This is a genomic window from Rhizobium sp. B230/85, assembly GCF_019355735.1.
GTDB classification, from domain to species: Bacteria; Pseudomonadota; Alphaproteobacteria; order Rhizobiales; family Rhizobiaceae; genus Rhizobium; species Rhizobium rhododendri.
Window position 1 is genome coordinate 48400 of the sequence record NZ_CP072157.1, and the last position, 17453, is coordinate 65852.

15 protein-coding genes and 2 pseudogenes are annotated in these 17453 nt (G+C 55.4%); 10 read left to right on the forward strand and 7 right to left on the reverse strand.

Translation table 11 applies throughout. From position 1 onward, the window contains the following. Positions 1-5: 5 nt before the first annotated feature. Complete coding sequence (istA, locus tag J5289_RS18445) at positions 6-1559, reverse strand: IS21 family transposase (protein ID WP_111221723.1); 1554 nt, start codon at positions 1557-1559, stop codon at positions 6-8. Positions 1560-1688: 129 nt separating this feature from the next. On the opposite strand from istA, the pseudogene J5289_RS18450 reads away from it, so the two are divergent. From J5289_RS18450 to J5289_RS18485, 8 genes and pseudogenes are all read left to right on the forward strand, one after another. Next, a pseudogene (locus tag J5289_RS18450) lies at positions 1689-2381 on the forward strand (IS21 family transposase); the annotation flags it as partial. Further along, positions 2371-3166: pseudogene (gene istB / locus J5289_RS18455) on the forward strand (IS21-like element helper ATPase IstB). The pseudogenes J5289_RS18450 and istB, both read left to right, overlap by 11 nt. Before the next feature lie 172 nt (positions 3167-3338). After that, a complete protein-coding gene (locus tag J5289_RS18460; protein WP_219276583.1) occupies positions 3339-3623 on the forward strand; it encodes a cupin domain-containing protein in 285 nt (94 codons plus the stop codon). Positions 3624-3776: 153 nt separating this feature from the next. After that, positions 3777-4373, forward strand: a complete 597-nt coding sequence (locus J5289_RS18465) for a four-carbon acid sugar kinase family protein (protein ID WP_209207704.1) — start codon at positions 3777-3779, stop codon at positions 4371-4373. Positions 4374-4429: 56 nt separating this feature from the next. Then, the gene (locus J5289_RS18470; RefSeq protein WP_209207710.1) at positions 4430-5047 is read left to right on the forward strand and encodes an O-methyltransferase; all 618 of its coding nucleotides are present in this window, start codon (positions 4430-4432) and stop codon (positions 5045-5047) included. 466 nt (positions 5048-5513) lie between these two features. Further along, complete coding sequence (locus J5289_RS18475) at positions 5514-6332, forward strand: IS5 family transposase (protein ID WP_219276585.1); 819 nt, start codon at positions 5514-5516, stop codon at positions 6330-6332. A 12-nt stretch (positions 6333-6344) separates the two neighbouring features. Then, positions 6345-6512: a helix-turn-helix transcriptional regulator gene (locus tag J5289_RS29870; protein WP_209207641.1), complete on the forward strand. Its 168-nt coding sequence runs from the start codon at positions 6345-6347 to the stop codon at positions 6510-6512. 123 nt (positions 6513-6635) lie between these two features. Next, entirely contained in the window at positions 6636-6881 is a 246-nt protein-coding gene (locus tag J5289_RS18485) for a hypothetical protein (protein WP_209207628.1), read from the forward strand. Positions 6882-7927: 1046 nt separating this feature from the next. Here the strand turns inward: J5289_RS18485 and J5289_RS29875 are convergent. Next, positions 7928-8092, reverse strand: a complete 165-nt coding sequence (locus tag J5289_RS29875) for a transposase (RefSeq protein WP_219276587.1) — start codon at positions 8090-8092, stop codon at positions 7928-7930. Between the two features lie 792 nt (positions 8093-8884). Between J5289_RS29875 and J5289_RS18495 the strand changes: the two genes are divergently transcribed. Next, the gene (locus J5289_RS18495; protein ID WP_209207642.1) at positions 8885-10906 is read left to right on the forward strand and encodes a methyl-accepting chemotaxis protein; all 2022 of its coding nucleotides are present in this window, start codon (positions 8885-8887) and stop codon (positions 10904-10906) included. 56 nt (positions 10907-10962) lie between these two features. After that, positions 10963-11163, forward strand: a complete 201-nt coding sequence (locus J5289_RS18500) for a hypothetical protein (protein ID WP_209207630.1) — start codon at positions 10963-10965, stop codon at positions 11161-11163. Positions 11164-11352: 189 nt separating this feature from the next. Here J5289_RS18500 and J5289_RS18505 read toward each other — a convergent pair whose 3' ends face one another. The 5 genes from J5289_RS18505 to J5289_RS29290 form a co-directional block, all read right to left on the reverse strand. Further along, positions 11353-12276 (reverse strand): nucleotidyl transferase AbiEii/AbiGii toxin family protein, encoded by a 924-nt coding sequence (locus tag J5289_RS18505; protein ID WP_209186051.1) that lies wholly within the window; start codon positions 12274-12276, stop codon positions 11353-11355. Further along, entirely contained in the window at positions 12266-13111 is an 846-nt protein-coding gene (locus J5289_RS18510; protein ID WP_209186052.1) for a type IV toxin-antitoxin system AbiEi family antitoxin domain-containing protein, read from the reverse strand. The genes J5289_RS18505 and J5289_RS18510 overlap by 11 nt, the downstream gene beginning before the upstream one ends. Before the next feature lie 156 nt (positions 13112-13267). Continuing rightward, a complete protein-coding gene (locus tag J5289_RS18515; RefSeq protein ID WP_247750777.1) occupies positions 13268-15538 on the reverse strand; it encodes a UvrD-helicase domain-containing protein in 2271 nt (756 codons plus the stop codon). Positions 15539-15614: 76 nt separating this feature from the next. Next, entirely contained in the window at positions 15615-16004 is a 390-nt protein-coding gene (locus J5289_RS29285) for a hypothetical protein (RefSeq protein ID WP_247750778.1), read from the reverse strand. A gap of 24 nt (positions 16005-16028) precedes the next feature. Then, on the reverse strand, positions 16029-17417 hold the full coding sequence (locus J5289_RS29290) for a hypothetical protein (RefSeq protein ID WP_247750779.1): 1389 nt from the start codon (positions 17415-17417) through the stop codon (positions 16029-16031). Positions 17418-17453 lie beyond the last annotated feature (36 nt).

Consider the following 17453-nt stretch of genomic DNA (forward strand, 5'->3'; position numbering starts at 1 on the left):
TCCTTTCATTGGTAGTAGGTTTTGCCGCGGATATTGCCGTGCGGCGGTGCCGGCTTCACGGTCTCGCTTGCGGCAGGAGCCTGATCGAGACCAGATCTGAGAATGTTGGCGACAGACGAATAGGTCAGCGCATTGATGACCAACGCACGCTCACAGGCCAATTCCAGCCGATCGGTTTCGTAACGACGCGCCAGGGAGAGAATGCCCTGAGCGGATCTGTAGCCTTGCTCCGGGTGCGGCCGATCGCTAAGCAGACGCTCGATAAATATCGCAGTATTGGCCCCAACCTTCGCCGCTTCCTTGCGCAACGTGTGAGGCGTCGTGTTTGCATAGCGCTGGTGAGCTTTCGGCATATGCTCATTGACAGTGATATGGCCGGAACGCTGGGAGCTTCGGATGTGGCTGGCGACCCGCTTGTGGTCAAAGAAGATCTCGACCGCTCGATACGTCAGCCTGATATCGACCTTCCTGCCGATCAGACCGTGCGGCACGGAATAGAACGTCTTGTCGACGTCGACATGGTAATCGGGATGAACCTTGGCGACCTTCCATTCCGCGTATTCAAACGGCGTTGGCGGCAGTGGCTTGAGCTGGGAGCGCTCGACCTCATCGAACAGGGCTCGCCGGGATTTTCCATACCGACGCATCGTACGGGTGTTAAGGTCCTCGATCAGAGCGCTGATGCGGATATTGAGATCGACAAGGCTGAAGAAACGGTCGTTTCGAAGTCTGGCCAGAACCCACCTCTCGACGATTAAAACCGATCCCTCCGCGGATGGTTTATCCCGAGGACGCCGCGGCCGTGCTGGCAATACGGTCGTATCGTAGTGTTCGGCGAAGGCAGCAAATGTCGCGTTCAACGTCGGTTCGAACCAGAGAGCCTTGGCAATCGCGGATTTGAGGTTGTCGCAGATCGTTGTCTTCGTCACCCCACCGAAGTAACTGAAGGCTCGCTGGTTCGCCTCGATCCAATCCGGCAGCTTCTGACTGAAGCTGGCATAGGAGAACACCAATTGCGATGCACTCAGCACGGCCACATAAATCTGTGCTGCCCGGATCTCGCCAGAAGAAGGATCGATGATCGGGATCGTATGGCCGGCATAGTCGCATTCCATCGCGACACCAGCCACATGACGACTGCGATAGGTGGGTTTGGCGCGGCTCTCATAATCAGCAAATCGGCAGCAGAACCAGGTGTAGCCGTATCCATCCGGATGGACCTCCCGGTATTCCTGCCATAGCAGGTTGAGCGTCACGCCTTTGCGTTTCAACTCGCTGGCCACTTTCGGCCAGTTCGGTTCCTCGCTGTCTCGAGGAGGTCGCCCCATCCGCCGGAATAGACGCTGCTCCAGGAGCTCGTCATCATCCAGACCGGGTGGAAGTGGCCATGCTGCAAGCCCCGCCTCCCGCGCCCGCAGCAGATACGTTGAGACCGACGTCTTGCTCATCTTCAGCCGCTCAGAAACGGCGCGTATCGACAATTCCTGCTCGAACGTCAGCCGCAGTATCGATCGAATGTCTTTCACATCAGTATGTCTCGCTTGCTTCCGTCTAGGCATTAGATCCTCGCTTAAAACACGAGAACAAATTGCCAGATCGGCGCTCACGAGATTCGATCTAAATCCGCTGTCGCTTCTGTCCGCGACTTACTGAAATCTTTGTCCGGGACTTTGTGAAACCCGCAGTTTTGGCAGCAGACCGCACATGGAAAGATGCGCGGCACCATTGCCGACCTATGGGCTGAAGAAGCACTGGCTCTTATGCCAACGTCCCGCCTGTTCGATGGCTTCGTCGAACACACCAAGCGCGTTTCCCCCACTTGTCTCGTGCACTTTGACCGTAATCGCTACAGCGTTCCGGCATCCTTCGCCAACCGGCCCGTCAGCGTTCGGGTTTACCCTGACCGTATCGTTGTGGCTGCGGAAGGCGATATCATATGCGAGCATGTTCGCATCATCAGCCGCTCACATGACGGACCCGGACAGACGGTCTATGACTGGCGGCATTATCTGGCGGTGATACAGCGCAAGCCAGGCGCTCTTCGCAATGGCGCACCGTTCACCGAACTTCCCGACGCCTTCAGGACACTGCAACAGCATCTGCTCAAGAAGCCGGGCGGTGATCGTGAGGTGGCCGATATTCTGGCGCTGGTGCTGCAGCACGACGAACAGGCCGTTCTCTCGGCCGTCGACATGGCACTGAAGTCAAATGTTCCAACCAAGACGCATGTGCTGAACCTTCTCCACCGGCTCGTCGACGGCAAATCCGTCACGCCGCCCACCATCGATGCGCCTCAAGCCCTGATGCTCACCAACGAGCCCAAGGCGAACGTCGAGCGATACGATGCCTTGAGAAAGAAGGAGGTTCGCAATGCGTCATAATCCAGCAAGCGGGGCCATCGTCATCATGCTGAGGAGCCTGAAGATGCATGGCATGGCACAGGCCGTCGGCGAACTTACCGAGCAAGGAGCACCGGCGTTCGAGGCGGCCATTCCGATCCTGTCGCAGCTCCTCAAAGCCGAGACAGCCGAGCGAGAGGTCAGGTCGACTGCCTATCAGCTCAAAACGGCACGCTTTCCGGCGTATCGCGATCTCAATGGCTTTGACTTCTCCAGTAGCGAGATCAACGAGGCGCTCGTGCGACTTAATCGAGGAGGCCAATAACATCGTGCTGGTCGGCGGCCCCGGTACGGGCAAGACACACGTCGCCACCGCGATTGGTGTGCATGCCATCGAGCATCATCACAAGCGAGTCCCCTTCTTCTCAACGGTCGAACTGGTGAACGCACTCGAACAGGAGAAAGCCCAAGGCCGCTCCGGGCAGATTGCCGGTCGGCTTGCCCATTCCGATCTCGTCATTCTCGATGAGCTTGGCTATCTGCCGTTCAGCGCATCAGGCGGCGCATTGCTCTTCCATCTGCTGAGCAAGCTCTACGAGCGGACCAGTGTGATCATCACTACCAACCTCAGCTTCAGCGAATGGGCCAGCGTCTTTGGCGATGCCAAGATGACGACCGCGCTGCTCGACCGCCTCACGCATCATTGCCACATCCTTGAGACCGGAAACGACAGTTTCCGATTCAAGAACAGCTCAGCCCACGATACTAAAACCAAAAAGGAGAAAAACAGGAACTTGACCCCAACACCAGACCCGAAACATACATAACAGGCGGGTCAAATCTCGGTGGAAATGCCGGGTCACTTCTCAGTGGATATCAACATCTCGCCGTTTGTCGGCTTTGGTAGGGCTAATTGCGATCATCGGGCTGTCAGCATTGGTCAACCCATCCTCAGCGGACCAAGCACAGTCGACGGATGACAGTGCAAAGGAGGCAAAATTGCCAGTTCAAATTCTTTCCATGAACAAATCGGTGGTCCTCAAAAACCCGGGCAAGGATTCGGCCCAGCTTCTGTGGGGGGAGAATTCACCGGAGGCGAAGGTCACGATAACAAAGGTTACCATGCAGCCGGGAGCAGTGTCGGAGCGGCACACCCATGCGGTCTCGGAGCAAATCTGGCTCGTGGAGAAGGGCGAGGGTGACATGCTTCTGGCGGACGGGCAGACTACGCCCATCAAGGCGGGGCAGCTTGTTCGAACGCCCGCTGGGTCGTTCACGGCATAAAGAACATCGGATCGGTTCCCCTCGAGTACACTTCGATCACAACCCCTCCCGAGGACATGACAAAATTCTACAAGGAGCGGGCGACGTGAATTCTGTCGATCGCATGACGCACGCTGTAGAAATATGGGACTGTAGGGCGAGGGAGCTAGGCGGATGAAGAGAAAGCTCGGCTGCATAGCGGATGATTTCACCGGCGCGACCGACCTTGCGGGCACGTTTGCAAAGGAAGGTCTCCGGACCGCCCAGATGATCGGTGTCGCCGACACTTCGCCGCCTGAGGACGTCGACGCCATAGTCGTGGCGCTCAAGACACGCACGGTGTCGGCCGAAGACGCAGTCGCGCAGTCAGTCCAGGCCTTGAAGCTCCTCGGGGAATGGGGGGTGACCCTTCTCGACACCCTGGTGCCAATATTTCGGCTCGATATCGATGAAGCCGCAGAGCTTCGTCGAGAGGCGCTTCTGCACCCGATCATGCGTGAATCGCTGCAATTCCCCGAGCTTTCCGATTACCTGTACGACAACGGCATCATCCGCGCCCGCGAGGATCTGCTCGAGTGGGCTAAGATCCCAGAACGAAGCGGTCGGTTGACAATCGAGGATCCAGCAGTCTGTTCGGGAATGCTGATGGACATCGTCTTCGGTGCATTGTTGCGACGCCGGCACCTGAAAGCGGCGGCGGACCGGGAACTTCGAAAACTACACATCAAAAAGCGATTGGAAATTTTCCTGAATGGAGTGAGGCGAGCATGAAGATGTTCGAGTGCTGCCGCACTGCTTCAGATAGAGATATTTATGGAGAAAAAGATATGGATGACAAAGTATTGGCTGTCCTCGACCACTATCACGAAGTGATCCGCAAACAGCAGAACGAGCCGCGCGAAACGCCTCCGGGCGGGCGTGATGGTGGACTGGACCAGCGCATGCGCGCTGTCGGACCTGCAACCGGTCAACTGCTGAACATCCTTGCGAAAAGCATCAAGGCACCGACCATTGTCGAGATCGGCACGTCTTTTGGATATTCCGGCATCTGGCTCGGAGAAGCGGCCAGGGCTTCCGGCGGCCGGCTCATCACCATGGAACTGCATGCATACAAGACCGACTATGCGCGCAAGATGGCCGAAAGGGCAGGACTTGGTAGCTTCATCGACTTCAAAGTCGGCGATGCCATCGAGATGATTTCGCAGCAGCCTGACGGGATCGATTTCATACTGCTGGATCTTTGGAAGGATCTCTACGTGTCCTGCCTCGAAGCGTTCTATCCAAAGCTAAGTCGCGGTGCGATCATTGTCGCCGACAATATGGTGCGCGGTGGCGACGGCAATATGAAGGAATATGCAGCCCGCATCCGTGCTATACCGGGCATCAGTAGCGTGATGCTGCCGGTCGGAAGCGGCCTCGAAGTCAGTCGCTACGACCCGGACTGAGACACATGACGCTCTTTATCAAGTCGTGACGCGGTGCTCGCGCACTCTTCGTCGGGATAAAGCGGCAAGGTATGAAAGCGTGACGAGCCGAGAGGCGATATCTCGATGCGGATCAGACCGTCTGACGCAGTGCGACTTTGAGCACACAAAATTGATTAGGCAATCGACGTCGTGGATCATCGTGCCCAGCGGTCAATGACCGCGCTGGCAAGCCGGACATATGACAGCTCTGACTTTCCGTCGATGCCAAGCATGCATGCCGTGTGAAACGTCTGGCACGAATATGTCAGCAAGAAGAACCATATCAAGACATTCGCGAGCAGCGCTCCAAACAATAGGGGTGCCACTTCCTTGCCTTGTTCAGACCTTCGATAAGTGTCTGTTCAAGAATGGCGGGCGTGCGCGGGGTTGAGTGAAGGGCGGCAATCAGATTCTTTGTATTTTGCGACAAATACGGAGAGATCGAATGGCCTGGACACCCTTCACCCGGCGTCACCATGACAGAAGCCGCATGCGCTACGCAAGTGATCTGAATGACCGTGAGTGGAGCTTGATCGAGCCCCTCATGCCGAGGCAGCCTCGACTGGGCCGCAGACGCAAGACGTCGCTTCGGGCGGTGATGGACGCGATTTTTTATCTGCTGCAGTCAGGCTGCCAATGGGCATTGCTGCCGCATGATTTTCCACCGAAGAGCACGGTCTACCATTATTTCAAACGGTTTTGCCGGGACGGGACGTGGCGTCGTATCCATGACGCGCTCTACTGCCGAACGCGGCAGCTTGAGGGGCGAGAAGAGCAACCGTCATTTGCCATCATCGATAGCCAATCAGTGAAGACCGGCCCGGATGCTCGTCTCGATATCGGCTATGATGCGGGTAAGAAGATCAAGGGCCGCAAGCGGCACATTCTGGTCGATACTCTTGGCATGCTTCTGAAAGCCGAGGTCCACTCGGCAGGAATTCAGGATCGTGATGGAGCAGCACTTGTTTTCGACAGGCTCGCCAACCGTTTTCCCTTTATCGAGAAAATCTGCGGCGACGGCGGCTATCAGGGCACAACAGTAGAAGAGGCCAGCCCGCGACCGATGGAGATTATCAAACGAAACCAGGCCGGTTTCCAGGTGCTACCAAAGCGATGGATTGTCGAACGAACGCTGGCGTGGCTCGGCATAAACCGCCGAATGGCAAAGGATTTCGAGCGTTTCTCGGCCACAAGCCTAGCCTTCATCCAAACAGCAATGATCAAGCTCATGACAAAAAGGCTCGCTCGATACCCGCTTTCTTGAACAGACTCTAAGATAGGCACGGTATCTCGTCACCTGAAGATACTCAGGTCCGCTGGTTTGGTCACTTGTAAACATTACGGCACAACATACTATTACTCCTGCAAGTCATCGGCCGTGACGAGAATGATGAAGACGCTGACAGAGTTTCAGCCTCAGGACACTATCTCGGCAGATCGCTGATCGGCAAATTTTTCCATTTTTATTCGGCTATCGACATCACTTTCGCGTGCAGTCTCTCCAACGTGTATTGCTAGGTTGCAATTGGTCATTAGAATTGTCTTTCAAAGGTTCAAGGAGTTGGACATGAGAGAGACCGACATTCCGGATTTTGTAGACGCCGTTATCGCCACTGGATGCGAGATCTGTGCTGTCGGCACGCTTGGATATATCTTTGGTGATGCCGATCTCCCCGGGGACCAATATGAACTTGTCCGCGATGAGATCGCACGCATAGACGAAGTCTACGGTAAGAGAGACCACCTGAAAGAGCACATAATTGCATATTTGTGGAGTATTGGAAGGATGGTGGAAATTCCGACGCTGCAGTAATGGTACCATATTTGACAAAGTGGCAATAGTGAGTTGAACTAAACCTGGGCAAACTGTCCACGCCTGTTTTTTTGCGATAAGATAGGCGCAACCAGCCGGGTTAGCATCATTGTTTGACGCGGAAACTTACCTTCAACTTCAATATAACCAAGAACTATAGCATTGGCAGTTGTCGCTCTGGATACATGCTTGGAATGGTCTTCCACTTAGAAACGTCAGGTGGATGAGAAGGAACTCGAGGCGGGAGTTTTGTCGACATTTAAGCTGCAGGTCGTTCACGTCAAAATCCAATACCAGAGCATGGCGAACAATCACGTTAGGTTGCATATCTTTCATATAACATAAAGCCCAGAATTCGCGGCAGCTACTGGTGAAATTTGGAATTGACGAGGACTGTCTCCCACCTTCACCTGTGCCGGCACGAAGTTGTCACGACAACATGAAAAGCATTTCCCGATATTACCTCGGACACCATGAGAACGGTTCTTGGCATGTCGTTGATGCCAAAACAGAGGATGTGGCCGAAGTGCGGATAAATGGCTTGTCTCATAGGCTTCAGACAATGCCTCGCTACGAAGCTGAGGCTTGGTCCAAGCTGCTAAACGATGTTTCAGAATCCGCGCCAAACCACCGACCCGTTAGATGATTAACCATTGATCACGGGACCAAAAAAACTAATACGGCAAAGTGGCGGGCCCCGATGAGTGCCCCCAGGACTTCGGTGCTTACACCTCTTCTCATTTGGAATCTTAACATGCTGGGCGAAAGCGGGAGGCCGTCACCCCGCAGACCAGATAGACCCGCACACTTCCCGATGGCCCGATCATGCCGCCTCCACGCAAGCGACGAGCGATGGCAGCAACTCGAGATCAATGTCCGCTGCCACCCGCAACGAACGGCCATTCCGCAGAGTGATTTCGATCTCTTCGGATCGGGAGCGAGCGCCGTTCTTCTTCGGGCCGTCATCCATGCTGCCCGACCATCCGACAACCGACACCGGGACGAATGATACGCCCTCAATGGGCACCAGCTTGGGCGGTGCGCTTCTACCGCCAGGCGTATAGCTTCTGCGGAAGAATGTCGTGCCGCCGCGCCACGTCCGAAACGCTGCAGTTCCCGCTGAACGCTTCCGGCAATGTCGAAAGCTTCTGTTCTGTCGCCCACCGACGCTGTCGATCGGCGCCCGTCAAAAACTGAACCTTGGCCATCATATCCCGTTACGTCAAAAATGAGACGCCATGTCCTTTCTCTACTGGGTGGCTCGTCTCGCATTATGTTTAGAACGAGGGTTAGCTACAGAGCCAGAGCCTCAAACATAGGAGACTAGCCGTGGTTGAAAATATCGCAATTTACATTGGTTTGGATGTGAGCAAGGTAAAAATCGCTGTTGGTCTTGCGGAGGTGGGGTCGCAAAGGAGAGGTTCGCTACTAAGGCGAAATTGCCAACCGCGTTGATGCTGTCCGCAAGTTGGCCGAGAAGTTGACAAGCGCGCGGATCTTCGTAGCCAAAAGACCCTGAACGCTGTCATGGCGTTCAGGGATTTAGTGGGTCAGTATGTGTAGTTAGTTGCGCCCGATCATGAGGTGCGTTCACGGGCACCATGAAATATCAGGCTAAGCTGATGTATAACTGAAAGCAACAGCTGCCCTTTGGACAAGCATTCAACCGGGTCGCACAGCACGGTGACAGGTGATCTCTGACCATACTTCGCGCTTCAAGCGGGTCTTCGGTTTGGGAAGCTTTCTGATCAACAAGAGATTTGAATTGTCGTTCAACGAAATATGTAATCATCGGCTCCTGCCGATCAGCGTGACGACTTGAATATTCCTATTTCATTTGGCTCAGCTAGACCTCTCCAACTTCGCCACAGTTTTTGTTCTCTTCGAATTTCTTAAGGTTACATTCTCTTATTTACTAAATTGTCAGGTTTTGTTTCTAGTGTTGTCGCACGCGGTAGCTGTGCCGTCCTGTGCAAAAGGCGATCAACGGATTTATGACCAAGATGTCCTTCCTTCAAAATGCGAAGATCCGAACCAAGATATTGTCAGTGCTGATCCCAATTTGTGTGATCGCGGCCGGCGGGGTGCTGATGATGTCACGCAATTTCCAGAAGGCCGATGACAACTACTCAGACCTAATTTCGCAAGATGAAGTAGCGACGGTTGCGATGGCTCGAGCAAGCCAAAGAGTGGCAGCCATCAACTACAATGCCTATCAGATCCTCGCATACAGTTCGAAGGATCCGGAGATGGCCGGGCTAAATGACGATTACATCCAGAATAGAAAGACGATGTTCGAATTCTTTGCCCACGCAAAGGAGCACGCACAGGACGACGCCAAAAGCGTGGATCCTCTTGTAGACGCCGCCAAAGAAATTGTTGCCATTACGGACGAAGCCGTAAAGGCAGGTCTGGCTGACGACAATGATAAAGCGAAGTCGCTACTGAAGCAGGCGGACGTGAAGGTCAAAGAGGAGATCCTGAACGTTCGTGGATGGATCGAGCACAAAAGTAAAAGTGTTGAAGATCAAAGCGATGCGCTAACTGCCGTCACAGAAGGCACTATCTTCTACACTCTCGTGATACTCGGCCTCGTTTTTGCAGCCGCGCTTGCTGCAGGACTTGTTGTTTCGTCGCGCGGCATTACTACGCCCATTGTCAAACTGAAGAGCCGCATGGAAGCTTTGGCGCGCGGCGAAACTGAAGAGCCCATTGCTGGGCTGGAACGCGGTGATGAAGTCGGCCAGATGGCTGCAGCTGTCGCCGTGTTTCGCGACAACGCTATCGAGCGCATCCGCCTTGAACGGGAGGCGCAATCCAACCGCACGCTGTCAGAGCAGGAGCGCGCAGAGCGAGAAGCGCAGAAAGCGCATGACGCCGAAGCTACTCGCCTAGCGGTCGACAGCTTGGGAACCGGATTGGGCGAGCTTTCCAGCGGAAACATGTCTTACCGCATTGAGACCGCGTTCGTTTCCCATCTCGACGGGTTGCGGGAGAACTTCAACGGCTCGATGGACAAGCTTCAGCACACCCTCAGGGCCGTTGCCGAAAATGCTCAGGCAATCGATTCCGGCGCCAACGAGATCCGTGCGGCAGCTGATGATCTGTCTAAGCGCACCGAGCAGCAGGCCGCTTCCGTGGAGCAGACCGCTGCCGCCCTGGAAGAGATCACCACGACGGTGAAAGATTCCACCAAGCGCGCCGAAGATGCGGGGCAGCTGGTCGGGCGCGCGAAGTTGGGTGCGTTGAAGTCGGGAGAAGTCATGCGCGACGCAGTTGCCGCCATGCAGGGCATCGAAAAGTCCTCCAGTGAGATATCCAACATCATCGGAGTAATCGACGAGATCGCCTTCCAAACAAACCTACTGGCGCTCAATGCCGGTGTGGAAGCCGCACGAGCAGGCGAGGCCGGTAAGGGCTTTGCAGTTGTTGCGCAGGAGGTGCGCGAATTGGCGCAGCGCTCCGCCCAAGCCGCCAAAGAAATTAAGGCGCTGATCTCGACATCTGGTTCTCAGGTCAAAAATGGTGTTGAGCTTGTAGGACGAACTGGACAGTCGCTTGAACAGATCGTCAAAGAAGTCGAGGAGATCGACCAAAACGTTCGTGCTATCGTGGAAGCGGCGCGCGAACAGTCGACAGGGCTGGCGGAAATCAACACGGCAGTCAACACGATCGACCAAGGCACCCAGCAGAATGCGGCGATGGTTGAGCAGTCGACGGCCGCCAGCTACAGCCTCACCAAGGAGGTGGCTGCGCTGAACGACCTGCTCGGCCAGTTCAAACTAGGAGCCACCTCAGGAGGTTTCGCTGCGAATGCATCGCCGACCGCTAGGGGCATGAGCCGCTCAGCTCCTCACCTTGCATCAGTTCACTCGCCTGTTCGTGCCACTCAGGTAAGGCCCGCTCATGGGGGAGTGGCGCCCGTTGCGTCTCCGGCGCGATCCCTGCGCTCGAAACTTGCCGGTGCCTTTAACGGCGGCGCTCAGGCAGTCGCCACGGCCAGCGAGAACTGGGAGGAGTTCTAGCAGGCGGGTGTAAGACTAACTAAGTTTCCTGAAATTGGCATGGGTAGAGATTAGTAATGCGCGCCCTCGTAGAAGTTGAATCGTTTGGCTACAAAGGCGATCTTGTCGAAACGTATTTTATTCCAATCCATCAAATTTGCGGCATTCGAAAACAGTCGCAATGGATGTTGGATTCATGTGGTTGGTATGATGGCCAATGCCAAGCCAATGGCGTTACGGTCGAAGATCGATTTTGCGGAGCTCAAGTCTCTTTTTGACCAGCTTTGAGTCAACCGCGTCAGGCATAGATCCGAATACACATGCACCCAACATGTGAATCAGTTCCATAAATCACCTTTACGCGCCAACTCCATGATATTGCTTAGAAAACGTCTCACATCGTGAGTGGTCAAGGGTTCAGATCGGATCAAGGCGATGATCGTCAGACTTTCGTGCTGGCACTGAGCCTAATCTTTTGACCGAAGCCCCTCGATCTCTCGCCGTTGCTCAGCATGTTTTTCGGGGTTCTGCGCCTTCAGCTTCTCGAGGTTGAGAACCTTCCAACGAACGGCCGGCAGATCGGCCGCTTGTGGCAACCCGATGGCTTCAAAATCTGGTTCGCCATCATGGAGCGACAACAAGAAGCGCAGTGCGTTGTCGTCGAGCCTTGCAAGAAGATCCGCCGTCATTTGCTCTCTCGCGGTTTTCAACTCATCGAGGCTGACGGGCTGTGTCGTCATTCCCTCAAACTCCTTCACGAATGCCTCTTCTAGCATTGCTAGGGAGGGCCTGACCAACTCGTGCGGTGGCCGCCCGGAACTTGCGACATAAATCAGGAATGTCCGAAACAACGCGTCTGTCAGCCCCTCGTTTTCATAGAGCAGCTTCACGTCGAACAGATCACGCGGATGCTGACGGTCAACTGCTGCATGCAGCTTCCCGCCGAACAGATCCTCGAACGAGACGACTTGCATCTCGGCGAACCCGAACGCTTCCTCGACTTTCTCGCTCACCCGCCGTCGTTCTGGCGGATGAACGGTGCCCCTCGCAACAGGAGAGGTCTCAACTTTGATTTCGGCGTTGCCCTGCCGGACAAGGAGGCGGGTATCATTGTTGCCGCCGCCTGCGATCCTCTGAACGCTCGTATTCCGCAGATTGCGCAGAAGGTCCTCGCGGATGTGATCAAGAATCGTGTCAATGTTTTTCAGCGTCGTTTCACGGTCTTCGATCGGCAGATAGGTCAGATCGATATCGACCGAGAGCCGCGGCATGTCGCGATAGAAGAGGTTGATCGCCGTTCCACCCTTCAGGGCGAAGGCCTCGTGGCGGGCGATGAATGGAAGGGTCCGCACTAGGAGGTCGACCTGGCGCATGTATTGGTCACGGGCCATAAGGGGCCTCCTTTGGCATCAAGTCATTCGGGACTGTGATGCGATAGATGGGGTGCAGCCGCCCGCCCGGTGTCATCGCCCGGTCGCCCTTGCCTAGATCGACGGAGGAGACGTCGATGTGCCGGCGCCAGGCATGATTGTGCTTGTCAGCAAACACGAAGAAGAGGCGCTTGGTTTTGACGCTTCGGCATAGGGTAAGGAGCGTCGTCAATAGTCTCGGGCGCAGATTTGCAAGGCTCTCGAACGCTACGTCCACCTTGTGGAAGCTTTCGCCCTTCGGGACCTCGTCTAGCATTTCAAGGATCGCGCGCTCGGGTGAGGACATCGGCATTGGCCAGCGCCATGGGCTTTGTGCCAGCTCTGGATCCTCGTCGTTGGAAAGGTCGAAATCCGCGTTTTCGACAGCGGTCGCCCCTTCGCCGAACAGGGCGTTACTCCTGGTCTTCACATCAGCGTCCGTCCGCAGCTTCGATAGCCATGTCGGGATATCGGATCCGTAGAGATAGAGGGCAAATTCGCTGCCGAACGAGAGGTAATGAGCATGTCCCCGCAGGGAGAGGGAGCTCGAACCGCCGACATGGAACTCATGCCGCATGAGCCAGACGGCTGACAGCAGGGGTATCTTCCAGCCCCCGACAGCTTCTGGATTGGTATCTGAGGAGAATGGGCGGCGGTACACGCCAGACATGACCGGCTCAAGCCAGCCCTGCTTGAGATAGCCTGACACGGATTGTCGCGAGATGGTATGGCGGGCCATCCACCTCGAGTCCACTAGGAAGCCGGGAGGGACTTGCTGGAGAAGCTGCTTTAACTTCGTCTCTGATTGTCCATTCATGTTTGACGTTATGCCACAAAATTAAAGCAGGTGCGAATGAAACTTTATAAGTAAACCAATTTGTCAACTCTAAATTGACTATTTGCGGCAACGGAAAAGTGACGTGAGAGGTTCGATGTTCCTTGGGCGTAACGGACTCGGATCGCCTTAGACGGTTCAGTGCGACTGTGCGGTGTGCTCGCATTCTGGATACTGATTGCATCCGAGAAACCGGCGGCTACCGCGACCATTCCTTTCGACCAACTGGCCGACCCGGCATTTGGGCCATCGATGCAGGCGATCGCCATCGATCGATTCAAATCGCAGATTGTCGCCGGCAATGTCGGAGAGTTCGCGGACATATCGCGAAGGCTCGCGGCTATTCGTAAGCAAAAAAACGCCGCGGCTTGCCCGAGTCAATGCGACATAGAAAAGGCGACGCTCTTCGGCAAACTCGAAGGTTTCTGGTCGTGGCATGACCAGATTGAGAAGTTCGTCGTCCTCGATCCGGCTCGGCACACCGTAATCGCCTTCGCTGATGTCGAGCAGGATTGTGTAGTCGGCCTCGAGCCCCTTGGCGCGATGGAACGACAGTCCCGAAACCTCGATACTTTCGAATTTTGGCGGTGTACCCCTGAACGGATCGAGCTGGTTATAGCGCCATAGGACCATGACGTTGAGCTTTTCGCGCCCCTCTGTCCGCCATTGCCCCGAAATCCCACCCAGGAACGAATTTAGCCGTTGCAAGAGCTGGTGACACGCCTTGCCGAATTCCGGCTTGCTCCCTTCACCACTGATCGGAATGACCAGGATCGATCGTGGGATGGTCGGTCGCGTCGAGCGTACCGACTTCTTCAGTTGAGCCGAGTTTCGCTGCACGAAGCTGGCGGCCGTCTCAGATATGAGCTGATTGCAACGGTACGTTTGCCCCAGACGACCTTGCCAGCTCGATCCGAAGTTCGCCTCGAACTGCGTGAAAATGGTAATGTCAGAACCGGCAAAACGATATATCGACTGCCAGTCGTCACCAACGGCAAAGATTTTGGTGAACGGCTTCTGGTGTTTCAGCGCCTTGATCAGATTCGCGCGCGGCTCCGATATATCCTGGAACTCATCGACAAGGATCAGCGAGTAGGGGCTCCGGAATTGCCCCGTCTCCACGAGACGTGTGGCGTTGGCGATCATCGGGTCGAAGTCGATGCGTTTGGCCTGGTCCAGCTTCCGTGAATAGGATTCCGTGATCTTCCAGATCACCTGAGCGAATTCTCGTGCGCGGGTCCGGTCATGGAGCGATTTGGCCCGCTCAAACAGCATGTCCAGGGTGAGGTGGCTAGCCCGGATGTGCTTGATACAGACCGCTATCAGCTTGTGATAGTGCTTGATGACCACTGGCTCGAGACGTTTGACGATTGCCGTGTAGCTTTTTTGTTGGAGCGGAATGCCTCGTTTCGTGATTTCTGCCTGTAGGGCTGTGAGCAGCGATCCGTCGCGCGCTTGCGCCGATGTCGTCTGGAATACGTCGATGCCGGCATTGCGGTAGGCTGTCATCTTATGTTCGGCATTGGTGATGTCGTTGTCGAACGGGGAGGAACCGTCCCCATTGATGGCGAGGTGCTCATGGATGGTGTTGATGGCAGGGTAGTGGAAGTCTGGATGCACATGCCGGATCTCGCCATTATCCTCTTCAATGGGGATCTGACGCTCGTATTCGAATTCGACGGACTGCAACCAGAGCCAATTGACGATCGTCTGTTCCTGAAGTGATTTTACATAGATGCCAGCCATCGTGCCAATGGTCGCATTGCCTTTTCTTCGACGTGCGGAGAGGTACCGCTCGTAGTCCGCCTTGGAATCGAACACTTCTGCCGGAATATCCGCCTTGAGATGAAGGACGAGGAGATTGACCCAGAGCCGGGCGAATTCCGGATCCGACCGCAGTAACTCGTCAATGATCTGTTCAATGACCTTCGCCTCGCCAGCGGGATGCTCCACCCAATCGGCTAGCTGAGGCGGGCGGCCATCGACCTCTTCGATAATGCCGCGACCGAGCGCATGAAACGTCGTAACCTTGCTTTCCAGATCGTCCGGCTCGACTGCCAACTGACGCGCTATTCGCTCCTTCAGCTCGTCGGCCGCGCTCTTGTTGAAGGCGAGCACCAGGATCTCTTCCGGGCGATAAAGCTGTTTGTCGAGCACATATGCAACCTTGCCGACCATCGTGGCGGACTTGCCCGATCCGGCGGAGGCGACAAGAAGATTGTTGTCTTCTAGTCGAATGCAAGCTTCGCGCTGCTGATCGGACAACGAGCGGCCGTCCAGATCGCCGAAGAACGATCGGTATCTCGCCAGCTCGGCCGAAACAAACGCATCGTTATATCTATGGCGCACATCCGGATCGGTGATGAAGGCGAGCGATCGGGGAAGTGTCGCCTTCATAGTCGCTGGCATCAATTCCGGATCGAACAGAGGGTGCGAAAGCGCCGCGGCGGCATCACCCTCCACACTGGCAATGGCCCGCGCAAGGTCAGCATGGGCTAGATATTGCCGTTGACCCTCCACGAATAACCATCAGCTTCGCATGCACCGCGTTCAGATGCTGGGTATTGGACCCGATCAGATCGAAAAGGTGGTTGTTGACAAAACTGTGGAGATCAGTCGCCAGCTGGGTTGCGGCCTCTTCTCCAAGGCAAGGTAGGCTATAGACATGGTTGCCAGTCCTGACTTCGACCGAATGCCAGAGCAACGCCTTGCCAACGAAAATGGCTGCAATATCCAGGCAAGCGAGATTGTTGGCGCCGTTCTGGGTAATTTGTATGGTCGCAGGGAAGGACAGGCGCAGCATCACCTTCCATTTCCCTTGCGGAAGGAAGCGCGCAACGAAACCAGGCCGGTATGTTTGAACACGATCAGACATCAGGGCTAAGATCTACCAGAACGTCTAGTCCGGAAGCCATGCGCAATCGATCCATTGCTGTTCATGCCGCTTCGCGAATTCCGTCATCTCACGGACATTGGCCTGAGGTGTCTGGCAGGCTCGGGCGCAAGTGATGACCACATCGCGGTAAAAAGTCTGAGAAACTGGCCGGATACCCTCATAGTTTAGAAGTAGGTCGGGAAGCCGTTCCGTGACCGCCTCGCCGCGAGGAGCCATGACAATGGTCGGCGGCGTACTGTGTGCGTTTATCAAGACGTACCTCCAGCTCGGATCGGCCTGTCCATGAGCCGGAACGAGCTCGCAGGGGCAGGCATCACCGCCTCCGGAAATCTCCTGATAGATCGCCTCGATCGCCTTGGCTTTTCTGGCGATCAGAACGTAAGGTCCCGCGGGCATATAGCCGCCCATCCGTTCGTCGTAATCGATACCCAATAGACGCCTCACGTCGTAGTGGGTCGACTGGTCGAGGGACGCACGTTCTGAGGTAAACCATTGCAGTTGGCGCAGGGTGATCCCGGCTGCGGCTGCGATTTCTTTCGGTGGGTTGGGCCAGCAGGCTACCAGGTTCCGGGCGATTTCAACCGTATTGTCGTGCTCTTCGTAGGCCGGGAATTCGTCGTCATCATCGTTGTCATCGTCTGACGGGTCTTCTCCCGAAATCAGCCAAGTCCTTCGGCTCATACCGTCGTAATGAAAATGGCGGGGCTGATCGGGTGGGAGCGCTGTTTCCCAGGAAGAGAGCCATGGGCCTGCTTCCCAGCCGCAGTATGCGGGGAGAACAGACGATGGATCGCGCATAGGCAAGTCCAGCCATTGCTGAATGCTGCCCTCCAACTTTCGATAGCTGAGCCTGAGAGGACCGCGGTCTGCTCTCCAGTCGTGATCCTCATGTGCGTCGCGACAAAGGGATTCAACTGATGCGGCCAGCGACATGTCTGCCGGGGCGTGTTTCTTCAAAAGCCACACAGAAGCATCTTGGGCTGATCGCAGAGATGCAGGAACTGTTTTATCCTTGGCGTCAGCAATCTCAAGGCGGGTGCCGATTCTGGCCAGATCAGTCGCCAACCCCGGATCTGCATGTGCTACGTAGCGGTTTACGCGCAGGACATCGGGTATGCCGCGCAAACCCTCAGCAACTCTCCACGCTGTCAACAGCACCTCTCTCAACGATTTAGGCTTGTCGATCGCAGAGAACGTCAACCAACGGATCGGCAACCCGGCGACCGTGACGCCATATAGTATAATAGGATCCAGCCCGCGTTGTTTTGCATCCGCCAGTCTTATGGGATCGCGAACAGCCACAATGCCGTGTTGAGGATGGTGAAATAGTAATTTGGCGATCGAAACGTAGAAATGATGTTCCCGGTTTGGCTGTTGTGTCTCATCGCTCATGGCTTCTCTCGAAATCATCAAATCAATGCCGGCATC